General features: G+C 55.9%; 15 protein-coding genes. 7 read left to right on the top strand and 8 right to left on the bottom strand.

Translation table 11 applies throughout. The annotated features are described in order from the left end of the window. Nucleotides 1-12: 12 nt before the first annotated feature. Genes BKP64_RS03675 through BKP64_RS03665 form a run of 3 tightly spaced genes read right to left on the bottom strand, consistent with a single transcriptional unit; the run spans nucleotide 13 to nucleotide 4,056 of the window. Nucleotides 13-660, bottom strand: a complete 648-nt coding sequence (locus BKP64_RS03675) for an outer membrane beta-barrel domain-containing protein (protein ID WP_070966178.1) — start codon at nucleotides 658-660, stop codon at nucleotides 13-15. Further along, nucleotides 630-1,382, bottom strand: a complete 753-nt coding sequence (locus BKP64_RS03670; protein WP_070973533.1) for an SH3 domain-containing protein — start codon at nucleotides 1,380-1,382, stop codon at nucleotides 630-632. The genes BKP64_RS03675 and BKP64_RS03670 overlap by 31 nt, the downstream gene beginning before the upstream one ends. Nucleotides 1,383-1,404: 22 nt before the next feature. Next, entirely contained in the window at nucleotides 1,405-4,056 is a 2,652-nt protein-coding gene (locus BKP64_RS03665) for an HzsA-related protein (protein ID WP_227515490.1), read from the bottom strand. Nucleotides 4,057-4,267: 211 nt separating this feature from the next. Here BKP64_RS03665 and BKP64_RS03660 point away from each other — a divergent pair, with 211 nt between their 5' ends. The 3 genes from BKP64_RS03660 to BKP64_RS03650 are packed head-to-tail and all read left to right on the top strand — an operon-like array spanning nucleotide 4,268 to nucleotide 9,586. After that, complete coding sequence (locus BKP64_RS03660; RefSeq protein ID WP_083329279.1) at nucleotides 4,268-5,503, top strand: hypothetical protein; 1,236 nt, start codon at nucleotides 4,268-4,270, stop codon at nucleotides 5,501-5,503. 7 nt (nucleotides 5,504-5,510) lie between these two features. Then, nucleotides 5,511-8,003 carry a LamG domain-containing protein gene (locus BKP64_RS03655; RefSeq protein ID WP_070966170.1) on the top strand — a complete coding sequence of 831 codons (2,493 nt, stop codon included), beginning with the start codon at nucleotides 5,511-5,513 and terminating at the stop codon, nucleotides 8,001-8,003. Nucleotides 8,004-8,014: 11 nt separating this feature from the next. Continuing rightward, nucleotides 8,015-9,586 (top strand): general secretion pathway protein GspF, encoded by a 1,572-nt coding sequence (locus BKP64_RS03650; RefSeq protein WP_070966167.1) that lies wholly within the window; start codon nucleotides 8,015-8,017, stop codon nucleotides 9,584-9,586. 30 nt (nucleotides 9,587-9,616) lie between these two features. On the opposite strand, the gene BKP64_RS03645 is transcribed toward BKP64_RS03650, so the two are convergent. Continuing rightward, nucleotides 9,617-10,645 carry an FAD:protein FMN transferase gene (locus BKP64_RS03645; protein WP_227515489.1) on the bottom strand — a complete coding sequence of 343 codons (1,029 nt, stop codon included), beginning with the start codon at nucleotides 10,643-10,645 and terminating at the stop codon, nucleotides 9,617-9,619. Between the two features lie 105 nt (nucleotides 10,646-10,750). Further along, a complete protein-coding gene (locus BKP64_RS03640) occupies nucleotides 10,751-11,284 on the bottom strand; it encodes a methylated-DNA--[protein]-cysteine S-methyltransferase (RefSeq protein ID WP_070966164.1) in 534 nt (177 codons plus the stop codon). A gap of 291 nt (nucleotides 11,285-11,575) precedes the next feature. Between BKP64_RS03640 and BKP64_RS03635 the strand changes: the two genes are divergently transcribed. From BKP64_RS03635 to glpD, 3 genes are all read left to right on the top strand, one after another. Next, entirely contained in the window at nucleotides 11,576-12,826 is a 1,251-nt protein-coding gene (locus tag BKP64_RS03635; protein WP_070966161.1) for a substrate-binding protein, read from the top strand. Nucleotides 12,827-12,944: 118 nt separating this feature from the next. Then, complete coding sequence (locus BKP64_RS03630) at nucleotides 12,945-13,703, top strand: DeoR/GlpR family transcriptional regulator (protein ID WP_070966159.1); 759 nt, start codon at nucleotides 12,945-12,947, stop codon at nucleotides 13,701-13,703. A 163-nt stretch (nucleotides 13,704-13,866) separates the two neighbouring features. Further along, a complete protein-coding gene (gene glpD / locus BKP64_RS03625) occupies nucleotides 13,867-15,327 on the top strand; it encodes a glycerol-3-phosphate dehydrogenase (protein WP_236954017.1) in 1,461 nt (486 codons plus the stop codon). Nucleotides 15,328-15,339: 12 nt separating this feature from the next. Here the strand turns inward: glpD and BKP64_RS03620 are convergent, their stop codons facing one another. Next, complete coding sequence (locus tag BKP64_RS03620; RefSeq protein WP_070966153.1) at nucleotides 15,340-15,951, bottom strand: uracil-DNA glycosylase family protein; 612 nt, start codon at nucleotides 15,949-15,951, stop codon at nucleotides 15,340-15,342. A 95-nt stretch (nucleotides 15,952-16,046) separates the two neighbouring features. Between BKP64_RS03620 and BKP64_RS03615 the strand changes: the two genes are divergently transcribed. Next, nucleotides 16,047-16,784 carry a nitroreductase family protein gene (locus BKP64_RS03615; protein ID WP_070966151.1) on the top strand — a complete coding sequence of 246 codons (738 nt, stop codon included), beginning with the start codon at nucleotides 16,047-16,049 and terminating at the stop codon, nucleotides 16,782-16,784. 36 nt (nucleotides 16,785-16,820) lie between these two features. Here the strand turns inward: BKP64_RS03615 and glk are convergent, their stop codons facing one another. Next, nucleotides 16,821-17,786 carry a glucokinase gene (gene glk, locus BKP64_RS03610; protein WP_070966149.1) on the bottom strand — a complete coding sequence of 322 codons (966 nt, stop codon included), beginning with the start codon at nucleotides 17,784-17,786 and terminating at the stop codon, nucleotides 16,821-16,823. Next, nucleotides 17,783-19,603, bottom strand: coding sequence for a phosphogluconate dehydratase (gene edd / locus BKP64_RS03605; protein WP_070966139.1), 1,821 nt, complete (start codon nucleotides 19,601-19,603; stop codon nucleotides 17,783-17,785). Before edd ends, glk begins: the two co-directional genes overlap by 4 nt. Nucleotides 19,604-19,774: the final 171 nt, after the last annotated feature.

The raw sequence follows: 19,774 nt of genomic DNA, 5'->3' as shown, positions 1-19,774 counted from the left end.
TTGCTCCCGTGTTCAGAAAAAAACCGACAGGCCGGAACTGACTTCGGTGTTCATTGAGGTTTTCTCGGCACCCAATACGTCAATGCGGTAATAGTGCTGGCGCACGCCAATATGGACGGCCACACTGTCCGTCAGCAGTATCTGATAACCGGCACCGGCATTGAGGGTGAAACGTGTATCTCCGGCAAAATCCGTCGCGCCCGCACCTGCAATGAGGTAGAAGTTGGTGTTAAAAGCATAGTTCTCGGAAAAAAACGCTTCGCCGGGTAGCACGTTGTAGCCAAGGTTGATGTTGTAATAGGTGTAATCCCGCTCATCACCCGTCAGAACCTCGACGTTCCCTGCCAGCTTCTCGAAACTGGTTTCGCCACCTTCGGCAAAACCGACACCCGCTTCGAAGAAGAAAGTTTCACTCAGGTGATAGGTAAATTTACCCCCGTACAAGAGCGAGGACTCGAAGTCCTCTATGTTGAGAACACCGACGAACGCGCCAATTTCAAAATCCTCGGTATCGATCAGGGACTCGTCCACGGGAACGGGTTTGACGTCCGGCTCGATTAGCGGACGCTCTTCCTCAGCCGCCATCGCTGTGGTTGAGACTGTCATCAACACCGACAGGCAAAGCCGGGTCAGAAAAAAATACTTAGTCCGATTTTCCATTCTATCGCTTCTTCGTTGGTCGAGCGGGTCGTGAAGATTTTGTAGTCTTTCACCTCGGCTCGAATGAAATATCGATCGGTTATGTAAGCCCTGACGCCAAAGCCGGCATGCCCGATACTGTTATCGCGCTCTTCCGGTTCCGCCAGCGTTACCTTGGGGTCTACCCAGATATGCCCGACCCCGAGGGTGAAAAACGGTGACACACGCCAGTGCGGAAAAGGCTGATGCACAATGTTGGCATTCAGCATCCGGATCTCGGAGGCATTCCCCAAAACCTGTGACCCCCAGAGTTCTGCAGAAAGATTGCGCGTCATCCAGTATCCACCGTACGCTGAAGTCACCGCCGCTCTCTCGAACTCTCCCATCATCAGGCCGACCTCCAAGCGTCGCTCCCTGAACTCGTCGAAGCTTGGCACTCTGAGGTTGACCCTGGCACCGGTTTCATCCCGGGCCTCAGCGATTGCTGCAACGGCAACCCAACCTTCCCTGCCTTTTTTGTCCCGCACCTTGATCCAGCTGGTTTTGCGCTGGAGTATCTCCAGCCATTCCCCTTGCTCACTGGCATGAAACACCGGGTAGCCGACGGCCGGCCCCGTTCTCCATTCAACGAACGGATTCACCACCTGGACTCTGGGCGCTTCTTCGCTGTCTTTTCCCCACAGCCAGCCAGCCCAGGATGTGACAGGCATGAATAGAACAAGAAACAGAATGGCAAGGCGCATGGTTAGGATGTCGGTCCTGTCATCAGTTTTCCGGAGCATCAAACGGATTGTTGTAATACTGGGCACCGATATCCAGCCACTCGGCAATCAGGCGCAGTTCTGCCGGCGACAGGAAGTTTTCGTGTACCCCCCCGGCTCTGAAAACGCCCATGAAGCGACTGCTCGCAGCACCATTGACCGACATGCTGGCGGCCACCGGCACCGGCGCAAAGATCGGTTGCTCCATGCCATTGGCATCCAGAATGGGAACGCCTTCCTCATCCCTCAATACCTCTCCGGTATCTACGCTTTTATCCACCAAAGCTCCGTTCACAAGCTCCTGCTCGTTATCCGGGAACAGCAATTCCCTATAGGCCGTGAAGTGCAATGGCTCGTCCGGTGACGGACCGTCGCTCAGATCGAGCTGCGCCTCCGGGACCTGGGCGACTCCCCCATCGTCGCGATTGGTGTGACAGCTGGTGCAGGTGTAGTTATCGATGACAGCCCCGGTCCCATCAAGGATTTCCCGGTTCAGCTTCCACAACGGATGGATATGTTGCTCGTAGTTAATCACGATTCGGCAGTTCGCTGCCCAGTCGTTCGCACAAACACCTGAAATGGGCGGCGTGGTTTCAAGGTCACTGTAAGCCAGAGTGAAACTCCCGGCCTTGGGCGTCACGGACGGATCGGTCCATTCATCCACATAAACCACGTCGGGCTGGGGCTTCCGGATGTCGTCATTCACCCTGGTCCAGGTCTGAGCCATGGTGTCACCCATGTTCGCGAACAACGACGACTCAGTATTTGGAAATGGCAGCCCCGTTGTTGTCGCGCCGGCCCAGACCGATGCAGGTCCGGCGCCCTCACGCCCGTGGGGCACCGGGTTGTTTGGATTATGGCAGCCTTTGCATTCGAGCGTCTCACCCGGGCGCACGGTGAGCCAGTTCTGATGTCGCGGCCCTATTCTCTGCCCCTCTGAGTCCAGAATGCTGATGGCGAAAGCCACATTGGCAGGCACTGCAACCTTGATCGACCCGTCCGGCTCCACGGGCACGTAGCCAAGAATCTCCCGCATCAGCTGCCCGCGGCTGCGCCCGAAGGCACTGTTATCAAAATCACGGACATTATCGTCGGGGATAGAGACCGGCTTCTCAAGCCGCAGGAACCGTGCCGGGCGATCCGCCGGCGGAGTCTGCACCGGGTCGGCAATGGCGGCTATACCCACTGGCAAAGTGTCATCAACACCATCAATATCGTAAACACTGCGGATATCCAGAACACCGTACCCGGCGTCCCCCAGTAACCCCTCATCGCCGGGAAACTGCGATTCCGGAACAAAGGTTTCCAGAGCCCGCTCCCTGAGAAGCACAGCCTCATCAAACTGTTCACCCTCTGCGGGCTCAACTACCGGACGCTGGGTACCGCTGGCGACATCAAGCAACCAGAGGCCATAAACAGGAGGAGCCGGCGAGTAGTCCTCGGATTCAAGGCGCTCTTCTGTGCAATTCACAATACGCTCAGTGACAATCTCCTGCAGCCGGCAGGGTGTCCAGCTCACCAGATAGCGTCCGGTGCCATCAAGAAGGGGTGAGACAGCACCGTAGCTTCCTTGCAGGGAGGGCTCACCGCCCAAACCTGTCCCGGTTACCAGCATCTGTTGGCCTGAACCGGGAGTTCCATCAACCCGAAGATCCGATTCCACATACAGGCCAACGTCGACTTCGGCCAGCACGGACGCATAATCTGTGCTTTCAAAGGGCCTGAGCTGAACCAGCAGGGAGCCATTATCTGTCTTTCGTGGCTGAAGATACTGAACGTCTGTGGTTTCAGAGACGGAGTCATGCGAATGACGCCCGTAAAGGTAATCAAGCCCTGTTCCGTCCGGGTTTACCCGATAAAGATTTACGCCGTTGTTGCCAGTCTGGCCAGCGTTGTCCCAACGACTGAAAATAATTCGACCATCATCTGCGACCACCGGGTCCAGATCATGACTCTGGTTGAATGTAATCTGCTCAATGTTTTCGCCATCATCATCCATAACATGGAGGACGAACGCCGAAACATCACCATCCTCTTCCAGCGCCGCATACTGAGGCTTGCCTTCATCCAGCAGGATCGCCTTGGAGGTCCGCTGTCGCGTCGATGAAAAAACGATTCGGCTGTCCGGCAAGTAAGCCGGGGCTACATCCTGGCCGGCGTGAGCGGTGACATCTGAGGAAATAATCCGGCGGAGCGAATCCGTGGTGACCACGTATTCCCAGATATTCCATGTGGGTTGGTCTTCGTCATCAGCGCCTTCAATGTCCGGAGCACGCATGGCAAATAGCAGGCGCGAACCATCCTGGGACACATGGAGGTCTTTTACATCGTACCGCAACTGCCCATTTTCATTCAGGAATGAGCTTCCGGCAAAGGCCTGCGAGGTAATGTCTTCAGACTTGGCACTGGCTGAGGCGCTGGCTTTGAGGTACAACCTTGCGCCCGGCCGGAATTCAGACGGATCAGCGAGGTTGTCGCCGACCAGAGCGCCGGAGTTTTCATCGAACAACAGCGGGCGCTTGACGAACGCGACCGCGTTTTCCACGACCACCGGATCCGCCTGCTGGCTGTCGCTGCTAGACAGGCATCCGGCCAGTAACAGCAGCGGCCCGAGGCAAAGCATGGCCCTGGCAGCCCAATGGATTTTCCGAAGCAATGACTTAATCTCCAACGCAACTCATCCCGTGTGATCGACATTCCATGACATAAATTAAGTCTGTTCGGTTATCAGGCTCCAAAGCTTTTAGGTAACGCAATGTAATAACGTGGGCCAGCACCCAAAACGGAGGATATAGCAACGCCTAAACTTTTAACAATTGCAAAATCGTATTAATGTGCGGATGCGAACGACCATCGAGGACCAGGAAATGAAAGCCCGATACAGGACCAGAGCCATGATACGCAAGGCGTGCAGTACATCGCTCTTCGTTGCGGTTGTTCTCGGACAGGCAGGACTTGCCCAGGCAGGCCCCCGGGAACAGGCGAAACGGATCCACGACAGAATCGCGGGCGTTCCTCCCTCCGCCTCCACACTGAATACCATGACGACCTACATCCAAAACGGCAATGAGATCGAAGCGGCTCGCACTGCGATGGCGGACAGTGCCTTTTACGACGTCACGCTGAAGAATCTGGCTGCCCCCTGGACCAACGAGGCGATGTCAAGATTCGTGCCCCTGAATGATTACACAGCCACAGTGATTGGTCTGGTTCGTGATGGCGAGGACTTCCGGAAAGTGCTGTATGGTGACGTCCTCTACATCGGGGCCGACTCCCTCGGATTGCCTGGCTATTCCACAACCAACAACAATCACTACGAGGCACTGGAGAACGGTGGTTACAGCCTCAAAGACAATCTGGTGAGAGTCAATCAGTCCACGTACACCGGCCTGCCAGTTTCTGCGACAGCAGGCGTGATCACATCCCGCGCCTCTGCCAGGGCCTTTTTCAGCGCCGGAACCAACCGCGCCATGTTCCGCTTCACACTGCTCAACCATATGTGTAACGACCTGGAACAGGTCGCGGATGTTACCTTGCCGCCGGATCGCATTCGCCAGGACGTATCACGGAGCCCCGGAGGCGACAGCCGTGTCTTTCTGAACAACTGCGTGGGGTGTCACAGCGGCATGGACCCCATGACCCAGGCCTTCGCCTATTACGATTACGAATACGATCCGAACAATGACCCGGATGGCGAACTTGGCCGACTGGTTTACAACACGGCCAACGACCTGGACCCGGTCACCGGCAGCCGGGTTCAGGAAAAATATCACATCAACTCAACCACCTTTGAGCAGGGCTACGTTACACCCGATGACCACTGGGATAATTACTGGCGCTCTGGAAACAACCGCCGCCTGGGCTGGGATTCTTCCCTCAGCGGCAGCGGCGTTGGCGCCAAGAGTCTCGGGAAAGAGTTTGCACACTCCGATGCATTCGCTGAATGCCAGGTTAAAAAAGTGTTTAAAAATGTCTGTCTGCGCCCGCCCTCGAACAGCGCGGATCGCTCCAAAGTCAGCAGTATGGTTGCCAGCTTCCGCAGTCAGGGTTTCGACCTGAAGCAGGTATTTGCAGAGTCCGCTGTTTACTGCATGGGGGAGTAAGGAAGCCATGACCATTTCAAGCCGTCAGGGAAAACGCTCCCTCAAATCGATTCTGGCTATCTTTACTGCCGCCATACTGCTGACAGCCTGCGGTGGTGAATCCACCGAGCAGCTTCCAGACACCTCCGCCAACACCGGGACTGTTTCCTATAATGGCCCTGCCCCAGCCACAGATGACGTGCTCAATTTCAAACAGAGTGTCTGGGACAATCTGGTCACTCAGGACAAGTGCGGCGCCTGTCACAATGCCGGAGGACAGTCACCTGCGTTCGTTAATGAGCAGGACATTAACGCAGCTTACGCACAGGCAAACACCGTCGTTAACCTCTCGGATCCCTCTCAGTCGGCCATGGTGACCAAAGTCGCCGGTGGCCATAACTGCTGGGTCAGCAGTACGTCCGTCTGTGTCGACCTCCTCACAACTTATATCTCAAACTGGGCCGGCGGCTCCGCAGGTTCTGTCAAAACCGTGGAGCTGAGGGCGCCAACGCCCAAAGACCCCGGCACAACCCTCGCCTTTCCTGCAGACAGTGGCGAGTTTGCATCCACGGTCTACCCGGTGCTCACAACCTACTGCAGCGATTGTCACGTGGAAGGCATCCAGACGCCTTATATTGGCAGTACCGATATAGATACAGCCTACGAACAGTCCAAGAGCCGTATCAGTCTTGAATCACCTTCGGACTCTCGCTTTGTCCAGCGGCTGCGTACCGACTTCCACAACTGCTGGGACGGCGACTGTGCAACCTCAGCAGATATCATGCAGATGGCCATTGAAGACTTTGCCGGCCTTCAGCAAGCATCACCTGTGGACCCCGCACTGGTAACAAGCAACGCCCTTAACCTGGCTGATGACGGCCTGCTGGCCAACTCCGGTGGCCGCTACGAAGACAACATCATCGCCCTGTACGAATTCAAGACCGGTGAGGGCCAGACAGCCTTTGATACCAGTGGCATATCCCCTGCCCTGAACCTGACACTCAGCGGTAACGCCGAATGGGTCGGCGGCTGGGGCATCGACCTTGGCCCCGCCTATGAGAACGAGCAGCAGCTCATGGTTCCGGCCGGTAAAGCTCAGGGCTCAACGTCCGACAGCAGTAAGCTCCACAACCTGCTGACGGCATCAGGTGAATACAGCATTGAGGCCTGGGTCGCTCCGGGTAACATCACCCAGGAAGACGCCAGGATTATCACTTATTCCGGTTCTGCGACTACCCGCAACGTAACCCTGAGCCAGACCCTTCAGCGTTACGAAGTGCTTCACAGAAGTACCGCCAGCGATGAGAACACGCCATTCGCAACCCAGGACGCGGACGAGCTGCTTCAGGCAACGCTTCAGCACGTGGTGGTGAACTACTCCCCTGGAACTGGCCGGCAAATCTTCGTTAATGGTGAGCCAACCGGCGACATAGATCCGGACGGAGCGGGCCTTCTGTCCGAATGGGATGACAGTTTCGCTCTGGTACTGGGAAACGAAACTGACGGCAATTCGCCATGGCAAGGTGCCATCCGAATGGTGGCCATACACAATCGGGCGCTGACACCTGAACAGGTCAAGGTAAACTTCGATGTGGGCGTTGGGCAGAAGTTCTACCTTCTTTTCGGAGTCTCGGATCTTGTCAGCCTGCCCCAGAGCTATATCGTATTCGAAGTAAGCCAATTCGACAGTTACAGCTACCGGTTCACCAGCCCCTTCTTTATCAGCCTGGATAACTCCGTGGAGCCCTCCAACATTCCACTAAAAGGCATGCGACTGGGCATCAATGGCAAAGAAGCGACGGTTGGCCAGGCCTGGGCCAATCTGGATGTAGTGCTGACCGGCGACGACTATGAGCCAGGCACCGGCCAGCCACTCTCAAGACTGGGCACTGTCATTGCGCTGGAAAACGGACCGGAAAGCGACGAATTCTTCCTGACTTTCGATCAGCTGGGGAGCGGCAACACCTTCGTCAGGTCTGAACCAGCCGCGCCCCCGGCCGCAGAAGCCGGAGATCTGGACCCATCGCCGGAGATTGGCCTGAAGACCTTTGACGAGATCAATGAGTCCATGGCACGCATGACTGGTGTTTCAAAAACACAAACTGATGTCTACGACACCTACATCACGGTAAAACAACAGCTGCCAACGGTTGAGAACATCAGAGGCTTCCTGTCCTCCCACCAGATGGCTGTCACTCAAATGGCGATCCAGTACTGCAATGTGCTGGTTTCCAACAGCCAGCTGCGGTCAGACTTCTTTCCGGGCTTTGACTTCTCCGCGCCAGTCGCCACAGCCTTTGACCATGGCGGAAGAAGCCTGATCATTGACCCCCTGCTACTGCGCTTCGTTGGCGTCAACCTGGCCTCGCAGCCAACCGATCTGGAGATCGAGAACGAACTGAACAACCTTATGGATAGTCTGACCAGCTGTAGTGGATCCTGCCCCGCAGACCGCACAGAAACCGTTGTTAAGGCCAGCTGTGCCGCCGTTCTGGGCAGCGCTACCACCCTGGTTCAGTAGAGGATACCAACATGTTTATTCGCAGATCACGCAAGAAGACCCTCGCCAACGGTGAACCGCTCCGCCACTCTGATCATGGCAAGCCGCGCACTCGACGGGAGTTTATCGCCCAGGGTTTTCAGATGGGCGCGGCGACGGTGTACGGTGCATCCGTGTTCAGCCTGTTTGGCAATCCCCGATCCGCCTCCGCAGCACTGTCTGCTGACCTTAATACGCTGAAGGAAAGCTGCGGCATCGCCGTCCAGGGTGCAGGAAAGATTCCTTTCATCTGCTTTGACCTGGCCGGCGGCGCCAACATTGCCGGTTCCAACGTACTGATGGGCAAGTCCGGCGGACAAATGGATTTCCTGAGCACCGCGGGCTACAGCAAGCTTGGATTACCGGGGGATATGCTCCCGAACAATCCGGCATTCGTGAATAACGAAATGGGACTGGCTTTCCATTCTGACAGCGGCTTCCTTCGGGGTATCCTGCAAAGCACCCGTGCCGGCACCCGTGCCGCGGTTAACGGAGCCATTATTGCTGCCCGCTCGGAGAACGACACCGGCAACAACCCTCACAACCCCATGTATGGCATCCATAAAGCGGGGGCGGATGGCTCTCTTCTGTCACTCGTTGGATCCCAGAGCTCAGAGTCTGGCGGCAACTCCATGGCGCCCATGAACCTTATCGACCCCAAGGTTCGGCCCACGAAAATTGACCGCCCCTCTGATGTAACCGGCCTGGTGGATGTGGGGGATCTGATTGGCATTCTTGATCAGAATGACGCAGTGGCCGTCATGGAAGCCATTCAGCGCATCAGCGATGCCAAGATGAAGAACGTCAGCACCAATCTTAGTGTCTCTACCGATGAAGCCATCAAGGAGTTGGTGAACTGCGGCTATGTCAAAAGCGCCGATCTGGCGGACCGTTTCGGCAATCCTGCTGCCCTGGATCCGATGGCGGACCCAGACATAGTGGGGCCTGCCGGAATATTCACCAGCGAGGAGTTCAACAGCAATCGGGAATTCCGGAAAACCGCTTCCGTCATGAAGCTGGTGCTGGAAGGGTACGCCGGTGCCGGTACCATTACCATGGGTGGTTACGACTACCACACGGGCGAACGCGGAACCGGAGAACGCCGGGATGAGCAGGCTGGCCGGTGCATGGGTGCCTGCCTCGAATACGCCGCACGGGTGGGAATGCCACTGATGCTTTACGTATTCAGCGACGGGTCGGTCGCCAGCAATGGTCGTATCGACGACTCTATGGACGGCCGTGGCAAAGGTGAGTGGACAGGCGACAACCAGCAAACCGCTGCCTCGTTTTTCATGGTGTACAACCCTACGGGACGGCCTCAGACCATTCGCAATCAAATCGGTTTCATGCGGTCCGATGCGTCGGTGGAGACAGCATCAAGTCCTGCAGCCAATAACGTCAACCAGCTGGTTCAGACAGTTCTGCTGAACTACATGGCGCTTCACGGTGAGCAGAACCTTTTTGACAGCAGTTTCAATGGCCATGGCCTCGGCAATTCCACCATGCAGGATAGCCTGATTGCCCTGCAAAGTGTGGTCAGTGGCACCATTCCTCCTTCACCCTGAGGCACCGGCTGCATAGAACAGCCGCCAATATCAGTTCACTGATTCCGGCGGCTGCAACCCCTCCGAATAATGCATTCGCCGGTGTTCGTCGATGATAATGGCATCAATACCCGGCAACCGGTTAATCATCTCCAGACCTTGTTCCGAACCAAGCACAAACACAGCCGTGGAAAGCCCGTCAGTGGTGAGTGCATCCTCCCCCAGTATTGTCACGCTCTGAACGCCTCGAACCGGCTTGCCGGTGCCAGGTGCAATGATGTGATGGATCCGGTTTCCGGCCTCATCAATGAAAAACCGCTCATAATCACCCGACGTGGAAACAGCGGTATCGACCAGAGGCAAAACAACAGCATTTCGGTCTTCCGTGCGCGGGTCCCGGACACCAACAACCCACGGTCTGCCCCGGCGATCGCCAATCAGCCTCATATCGCCGCCAGCGCTGAGCCGTGCGTGACGAACGCCAGCCTTTTTCAGAATGCCGACGCCCAGGTCAACGGCGTACCCCTTGGCAATGCCTCCCAGGTCCACGAGCAAGCCCTGCTGGCGATAGGCTACCGAAGAGTTCTCTTCATCGAGGACAATGTCACGGTAATTGATCTGGCCCAGGTGTGATGCGATGTCTTCGTCGGTCGGCTGTTGCTTCGCGCGGTAATCGTAAAGGTACCCCACAGAGCCGAAGCTGATATCAAATGCGCCGTTGCTCAGATCAGAGACCATCCTGGCCTTCTGCAGCACTCGTAAAAGACCGGAACTGACCTTGACGGGATGACCAGCCGCTTCCCGGTTTACCCGGGAGAGTTCAGAGTCCTCCCGATAACGGCTCATCTGTTGGTCAACCTGATGAAAGACAGAGAGCACCCGATTCGCAGTCCGCTCAGCAAATGCCCTGTCTTCGGCCCAGAACTCAAGGTCGATGGATGTGGTCATCGCGGTATCGGTATAGCGATACCACTGTGCCTGCACAAGCGTGGGCAATAGCATCAGCACTGCGAGCACTCCGATGCTCACCAGGCTTCGACGCAAGGTCTCGCTTTCTGGCCTGACTGGAATAACCCGCACTTGATTCTCCCGATTAAAAACCGGCAGCGTACGCCCGCCGGTGACCCGGCAAGTTTATCCAGCTCTGCAATTTAATCCAATCCTGTTTTTCTGCTTGATCCGGTATCAACGCTCGGACAACGATTGCTCATGAGTCAGCAAAGCCTGTTTGCGCCTGACACCCCACCTGTAACCTGACAAGCTACCATCGCCTCTGAGAACCCGGTGACAGGGAACCAGCACCGCCAGGGGATTGGCAGCACAGGCGCTGGCAACCGCTCGCGATCCGGAGGGCACCCCCACCATTCGCGCCACTTCGCCATAGCTGGCACTGCTTCCGGCTGGAATTTGACGGAGCGTCTGCCAGACCCGTCGCTGGAAGTCGGTTCCCCGTATATCGAGACTGACCGGCAGGGTTTTCCGACTATCCACCAGATAATCCATAACACTGGCAAACCAGTCATCCCTGGAACCGTCGGCATGTGTGAGGGTCGCGCCCGGAAACCGCCGGTCGAGTTCCGTCACAAGCTCTTCTTCAGAGTCTCCGGGCAGCACGGCGCAGACCCCCTGGGACGTTCGAGCAACCAAAACCGTTCCGAGATAGCAACTGCCAACCTGCCAGGTAATGGCCTCACCCTGAACACTGTTTTTTCTGGTCATGGCTTAACCGCTCCCCTACGGTGTGCTTACCCCGGAGTTCGTATACAGGCACCCTTTCTAAAATAGGCAGAACACCCGGTTACTTCAGTATGGCTCAAGTCCGGTTGGGTGGAAACGAATAATAAGGATCACCACTAGTAACCCCCAGTCTACAATTCGTTACGCAAACTTCCACTTAAGTCCCATTGTTGACCCCATAATCAAAGCTGACACTACTGCCTGACTAACAAATAACCAAAAAAATGCGCAATTCCGTTGCCTTGCGGGATCGCAGCCCGGAGACCAACACCCATGAATTTCAGAAAAGTGCTCTTTTCTGCCTGCCTGCTGTTGCTGGCATGCACCACTGTATCCGCCGAAGCCCTGAAAATTGGTCTGAACTACCCACAAACCGGCCGATATAAGGACCAGGGGCTGCAGCAGCGCCTTGGGGCCTTTCTGGCGGTTGATGAGATCAACAAGGCTGGCGGCGTTATGGGGCAGCCACTGGAGCTGGTGATTCGAAACACTCGCGGAGAACCGGCTCGCGGCGCAAAAAACACAGCAGAATTGATCGATCGTGAAGGCGTCAAAATGGTGTTCGGGGGCGTATCCAGTGCTGTGGCTATTGCTTCGGGCAAGGCCGCAAAGGAGCGCGACCGTATCTACTTCGGCACGCTGACCTACTCCAACGCCACCACCGGCAGCGAAGGCCACTCTCACATGTTCCGGGAACCGTACAATGCCTGGATGACCGCCAAGGCTCTTAGTAAATACCTCAGTGCCAATCATGCCGATGAAAAATATTTTTACATCACAGCTGACTATACCTGGGGCTGGTCTGTTGAAGAGTCTGTCCGGAAATTCTCCGAAACAGAAAACCCTGATGCCCACCCGGGTGTCAAAACACCGTTCCCTCGCGCCCTGATCAGCGACTTCCGTGAAGCTCTCAAAAAAGCCGAAGAGAGCGATGCCAAGGTTCTCATGATGGTACTGTTCGGTGACGACATGGTTCGTGCCCTCAACGTGGCCTATGAAATGGGGATTACAGAGAAAATGCAGATAGTTGTCCCCAACCTGACCCTCGGCATGGCGCGGCAGGTAGGCCCAACAATCATGGAAGGCATTGTCGGAGGTTCACCCTGGGTCTGGAATGCCCCTTACGAGCTGAACTACCCCCGTGGCAAAGAGTTCGTGGAAGCATTCTCCAAGCGCTATGAAATGCGCCCGTCAACAGCAGCGGCCTCAGCCTACAGCATTGTCTATCAGTTCAAGGATGCCGTGGAACGGGCGGGCACCACAAACACCCGACAGCTTATTGGCGCCCTCGAAGGCCACCGCTATACCTTCTTGAAAGACGAGCAATACTGGCGGGAATTCGACCACCAGAACGTCCAGACCGTCTATGTAGTCAAGGTCAAGCCACGGAACACCATCGTTGCTGACGAGTACAGCTCGGACTACTTCAGCATCATCGATTCCATGCCTGGCGATGAAGCGGCCCAGACCCGTGAGGAATGGGAGGCAAGGCGTCGTGAAGCAGGCAAGCCATTGACGCTATAACCCGTACCCGACTCAGAAAAGGCCTCCCCGGACATAACCCGGGGAGGCCTTTTTGTTTTGAAAGCATGTCAAAGAACACCTAAACTTTCGTTTCCGAAAATAACCGAAAGGCTAAAACATGCACCAGAATCGCCGCCTCGACCAAATAATGGAAATCATCGGGCGAAATGGTTTCGTTACCACGGAACAGCTGGTGGAACACTTCCAGGTCACTCCACAAACCATCCGGAGAGACCTGAATGAACTAGCCAAACAGAACAAACTGCGTCGCCATCATGGGGGCGCGGGAATCGACTCAAGCACCGTCAATACCGCTTATCAGGATCGAAAGATCATGAACCTCGCAGCCAAGGAACGGATTGCAGAGTCTCTGGTCGAGCACATTCCCGATGGCGCATCAATGTTCATAAACATTGGCACCACCACGGAAACGATTGCCCGGGCATTGCTTTCCAGGCATGGTTTAAGAGTTGTTACCAACAACCTTCACGTTGCCTCCATACTGTCTGCCAAAGAAGATTTTCACATCATCATTGCCGGTGGAGAGGTTCGGAATCGTGACGGAGGTATTGTGGGAGAAGCTGCTGTCGATTTCATCAGTCAGTTCAAAATGGACTTTGGGATTATCGGAATTAGCGGTATCGACAATGACGGCTCACTCCTGGACTTTGACTACCGGGAGGTTCGCGTCGCCCAGTCCATTATTGGCAACTCCAGCCAGGTGCTTCTGGCAGCTGACCATTCGAAATTCGGACGAAACGCCATGGTGCGCCTGGGCAGTATAGAGCAGGTCGACCATGTGTTCACCGATGCCAGACCACCAAGAGAGATCCTCCAGATACTTAACCGCCACGACATTGCCCTGCACATTGTTTAATGTTGCCGAATAGGTCCAACATTTTCCTTTACGAACCTTTTAGCGTTATTCATAATCGAAAACACACATTTGCATACGATTCGGGAAATAACGCGTGGAAAAGGAATCCAATTTTTATGATGTCGTCATTGTTGGCGGCGGCGTCAACGGTACGGGCATTGCCATGGATGCGGCGGGGCGGGGTCTCAAGGTGCTGCTGTGCGAAATGAACGATCTGGCATCAGCAACATCCTCAAGCAGCAGCAAGCTGATTCATGGTGGTTTGCGCTACCTTGAGCATTATGAGTTTCGACTTGTGCGCGAGGCGCTGGCCGAGCGCGAGTCTCTGCTTCGCAACTCACCACATATTATGTGGCCGATGCGATTCCGACTCCCCTACCGCCCCCACCTTCGTCCTGCGTGGATGATAAGGGCCGGGCTATTCCTTTACGACCACCTGGCAAAACGGGAAATACTGCCGGGTTCCCGCGCTATCAGGTTTGATGAAAGCGGCCCGCTGAAGCCTGACATTACCAAGGGGTTCGAATATTCAGACGGCTGGGTAGACGATGCCCGCCTGGTGGTGCTCACGGCAAAGAAAGCGCAGCAGTCCGGCGCCCGGATAATGACCCGGACAAAATGCGTCAAGGCCGAGCGTGGCGCGGATGACTGGGCTGTTACGCTTCATGACACCCGCAATGAAACCGAGAGCACCGTGCGGGCAAAGGCAGTTGTGAATGCCTCTGGACCCTGGGTCAGCAAACTGTTCAGTGAGACACTTTCCATGCCCGCGCCCAGGACGATCCGCATGGTCAAGGGCAGCCACATCGTAGTGCCCCGCCTTAACCAGGGCACCGAAGCCTACATTCTCCAGAATGAGGACGAACGCATCGTTTTCGTCATCCCCTACGAAGATGAATTTTCGCTCGTGGGCACGACCGATGTGGACTACGAGGGAGACCCCAAAAAAGCCAGGATCTCGCCGGAGGAAACGGACTACCTGCTCAACATTGTAAACGCCCATTTCAAGCGCCAGCTCACGCCCGAGGAAGTGATTTGGTCATATTCAGGTGTTCGCCCATTAATGGAAGGCGAGGAAGAGAACGCGCAAAAGGCCTCACGAGACTATACATTCGAAGTCAATAGTGATGAAAACAGGGCACCCCTGATTTCTGTATTCGGCGGCAAAATCACCACATACCGAAAGCTCGCCGAAGCAGCCACCGATAAACTATGCCAGTTTTTCCCCAAAGCAGGCGGCCGGTGGACGAAAACGGCACTGTTGCCTGGTGGTGACTTTGACAATCACGAACAGCTTGAACAGCGGTTGCACAAAGATTTCCCATGGCTATCAGGAAAAGTTATCAACCGTTATGTTCGCACCTATGGCATGACCTCATACGACATCCTGAAAGACTGTGGCTCAATGGAAGACCTGGGCATCCTCTTCGGGGGCACCTTGTATGAAAAGGAAGTTGAGCACCTTGTTAAAAACGAGTGGGCGATGACCTCCGAGGACATACTCTGGCGCAGAACCAAACAGGGACTCTACGCAAACCAACGGGACAGGGAGGCTCTGGACACGTTCCTCGGACGCCAGCCATCGTTCCGGACGCCAAAAGCGGTCGTTCACGACGGCGTCTGACGCGCCCGACCATCAGCTCTCATCATTGTCCGAGAGCAGCGCAGAGATTCGTGCCCGGAGGACAGGTATTACCTCCTCCTCAAACCAGGGATTTCGACGCAACCAAAGATTGTTTCGGGGGCTGGGATGGGGCATTGGCAGAACATTCGGCCAATAGTCCTGCCAGTTACGCACGTTTTCGGTTACCGACCGGACACCATGGGGAAGATGCCAGGCATGGGCGTATTGGCCAATCACCAGGGTGAGGCTAATATCAGGAAGCCGCTCCAGCAGTGCCACCCGCCATGCAGGGGCGCATTCAGGTCGAGGCGGCAGGTCGCCGGATTTCCCGGTACCCGGATAACAGAAACCCATGGGCAGAATGGCCATTTTCTGCTCATCATAGAACGTGTCCCTGGTAACGCCCATCCATTGACGTAACCGGTCCCCGCTCGGGTCATTAAATGGTAATCCGGTCTCATGGACTTTTCTCCCGGGCGCCTGCCCAACCACAAGAATCCGCGATGCTTCGGACAACTGTATGACCGGCCGGGGGCCCAAGGGTAAAGCATCAGCGCAAATTCGACAGGCTCGCACTCTGCGAACCAGTTCATCGAATGACAGCTCGTCAGGATTGTCGTTCATTTTTCCCCAGCATTGCAGCAATTGCATAAAGATGTGTTTAACGTAACCTTAGAGCGACGAAAACAACACAACAAGTCAGCTTTCAAGGACACAACATGAATGCTAAGGCAGATGCTGGGCTTCCGGTGATCGACGTAGAAGAATTCCGAAAGGTTGTCCGAAGCCGTCGCTCGGTTCGCCGCTTCACCGAAGAACCTGTACCCGATTCCGTGCTGGACGACTGCCTCGAGCTGGCGACCCTGGCGCCGAATTCCAGCAATCTCCAGCCCTGGGAGTTTTTCGTCGTAAAAACACCGGCGTTGCGGGCCAAACTGGCGGAAGCCTGTTTGGGACAGAATGCCGCAAAAACAGCTCCGGTCCTTATCGCGATTGTCGCTCGTACCGACACTTGGCGGGAGCATGCTCGCCTTGCTGTGGAAGAGTGGCCTGAGGAAAAGCTACCCTCCATTGTGGAGAAGTATTACCGTAAAATCACGCCGATTCATTACAACCAGGGACCCCTGGGGCTTCTGGGCGTGGCCAAGAAAGCTGCCGGCCTGGTTGTCGGCTTGTCCCGCCCGGTTCCCAGGGGGCCCTACTCTGCCAACGAAATGAAAGTCTGGGCCACTAAATCCACCGCCCTGGCCGCTGAGAATCTCATGCTTGCACTTCGGGCCCACGGATACGACTCCTGCCCAATGGAAGGATTTGACGAATGCCGGGTGAAGAAACTACTGAAAATTCCGCGCAAGGGACTTGTCACTATGGTACTGGCCGCGGGTCGACGAGCGGAGAACGGCGTTTATAACCGCCAATACCGGTTTGACCGTGACAATCTGATCCACTACATGTGAGCCCGCTGGACTCCCTAACAGGCCTCACACACCGGTTCAGACTTCCGGATTTGCCAGCGCTTCGGCGGCTCCAAGCAACCCTGTAAGGGGCTCTGTAACCACAAAAACCGGAGTGAACTCTACCAACGGCCGCATTCGCCCCTTGCCTTCGAAGCCTTTACGAAATGGGCTCTCCAGCAAGAACTTGATAAAGTGCGGCAGGATACCGCCGCAGAGGTAGACTCCTCCCGTGCTCCCGAGTGTCAGCACGGCATTGCCCGCGGTTCGGCCAAGAATCTCACAGAAATGGCTCAGCGTGTAACGGGCCAGAGAATCCGACCGCTCCAGCGCGGCTGCAGTGATCTTCTCCGGCGCGTCCAGCGGCGCGACGACGCCCTGAATCTCAGCGTGGGCCTGGTAGAGGTTGACCAAACCCTGACCGCACAGGATGCGTTCCACTGAAACCCGCCCGAACCGGGATTTCAGAATGCGCAACACCGCCATTTCGGTGTCATCCGTGGGGGCAAAATCCACATGACCACCCTCAGTCACCAGGGGCACCCAGCCGTTCTTTATAGGCACCAAGCCGGAAACCCCAAGCCCGGTACCCGGCCCCATTACCAATCTAGGACGATGTTCATCGCCAGGGCCGCCACACACATGAACCAGGCTGTCTTGCGAGACATGGAGAACACCCAGCGCCATCGCGGTGAAATCATTGATGACCTTAAAGGTCTGCCAGCCAAACTGCTGGCGAATCTCCTCGGTATCGAACTTCCAAGGGTTATTCGTCATTTGGATCCGGGTCCCGCGCACCGGCGAGGCGACGGCAAAGCAGGCCTTGCTCACTTCACTTACACCGGCACGCCCAAGGTAGTCGATGACTGCTTCATCCAGGTTGGCGTAGTTTCCGCAAGGCAGGATTTCTATGGCGCGCGGACGCACACTTCCCTGTTCTAACAGAGCGAAGCGGGCGTTGGTTCCACCGATGTCACCGACCAGTAAGTAGTCCACTGCGGTCATGCCTCATGATTCCAGAAGAAACTGGCGCCTTCTTCCGGGGTACTCGCCGAGCGGCGTAGCCAACCAAAAAGCTCCCGCCCATAGCCGTGGTGATAATGGGTGAGATCAGCGATTGCAGGCTTCCGATCAGCAAACTCGGCCTCAGGAACATCCAGACTCAACTGCCCGGTCTCGGCGTCGAGACTGACCACATCACCAGTCCTGACTCTGGCCAGCGGGCCGCCATCAAGCGCTTCCGGATAGACATGGATAGCCGCCGGTACCTTTCCAGAAGCACCCGACATGCGACCATCTGTCACCAGCCCGACTTGGAAGCCCCGATCCTGGAGCACGCCGAGGTACGGGGTAAGCTTGTGCAGTTCCGGCATTCCGTTGGCCTTGGGTCCCTGAAACCGCACGACCACAATACAGTCTTTATCAAGATCACCTGCGTCAAACGCTGCCTTCAGCTCGTTCTGATCATTGAAAACAACCGCAGGCGCGGTCACTTTACGGTGTTCTCTGGCCACCGCAGAAACCTTGATGACACCACGACCCAGGTTGCCATTCAGGACTCTCAGTCCCCCGTCTGGCGCGAAGGGCCTGGACGCTGAACTCAGGACTTCCGGGCGCAGACTGTTTTCTGGTGCCGGCGCCCAGGCCAGCTTGTCATCTTCCAGTTCGGGACCGTGGGTGTAACGTTCAAGGTCCCGCCCTACCACGGTATTCACATCATTATGTAAGAAGCCGCCTTCAAGCAACTCCCGGATCAGGAACGGTGTGCCACCGGCCTCATGGAAAGCATTCACATCTTCCTGGCCATTCGGGTAAATACGCGTCATGGAAGGGACAACAGAGGACAGCTCGGCGTAATCATTCCAGTCGATGACAATACCGGCTGCTCGGGCAATTGCGATCCAGTGGATGGTGTGATTGGTTGAGCCGCCGGTAACCAGCAGCGCCACCACTGCGTTGACAATGCTTTTTTCATCCACCATGTCACCCAGCCCCAACTCACCTCCATGGGGCTTTGAAAGGCGGATAACCTGCTCTGTGGCGGCGCGGGTAAGCTCATCCCGCAGCGGAGTATTCGGGTTGACAAAGGCGGCCCCCGGCAAGTGCAGACCCATCACCTCAACCAACAACTGGTTGCTGTTGGCGGTGCCGTAAAAGGTGCAGGTACCAGGGCTGTGATAGGACTGGCTTTCGGCCTCCAGTAATTCATCCCTGCCAATCTTGCCTTCGGCATAAAGCTGACGAATACGCTGTTTTTCCTTGTTTGGCAATCCTGACGGCATCGGACCGGCAGGTACCAGCACGGTCGGAAGGTAGCCGAAACTGAGGGAGCCAATCAGTAGACCCGGCACGATCTTGTCACAAATTCCCAGCAGCAAGGTGGCATCAAACATATTGTGGCTGAGCGCCACGGCAGTGCTCATGGCAATGGTGTCACGGGAGAAAAGGCTCAACTCCATCCCTGGCTGACCCTGTGTAACACCGTCACACATGGCCGGGGTGCCGCCGGCAAACTGGGCGACGGAACCCATGTTATGGGCCGCTTTGCGAATAATATCCGGGAACGTTTCGTAGGGCTGATGGGCCGAGAGCATATCGTTGTAGGCTGAAACAATCGCCACGTTGGCCTTGTTCATGAACTTGAGCGTGTCTTTGTCGTTCTGGCTGCATGCCGCGAAACCGTGGGCAAGGTTGCCGCAGGAAAGGCTGCTTCGATGCGGGGATTGCGCCTTCAGTTCATTCATTCGCGCGAGATAGTCCTGACGGGTGGCACGACTACGTTCGATGATCCGCTGTGTGACCTTGCCAACGATTGGGTGCATGGTGGGCTCCATTAATTGACTTCGTTACATTCCATTTTAAACGTAACGTTACTTCCTTTTTTTGTATTTTTCACGCGCTAGTCGTTCATTTGCGGCCCTTATATTGCTATATTTACTACAAAGCAACTCTAGGTCGTGACTTTCAATGGCGTGGGCTGCCGGGAAATGAAC

The organism is Marinobacter salinus, from assembly GCF_001854125.1.
In the GTDB taxonomy this organism is placed as follows: domain Bacteria; phylum Pseudomonadota; class Gammaproteobacteria; order Pseudomonadales; family Oleiphilaceae; genus Marinobacter; species Marinobacter salinus.
This window is presented reverse-complemented; position numbering and strand designations above follow the sequence as displayed.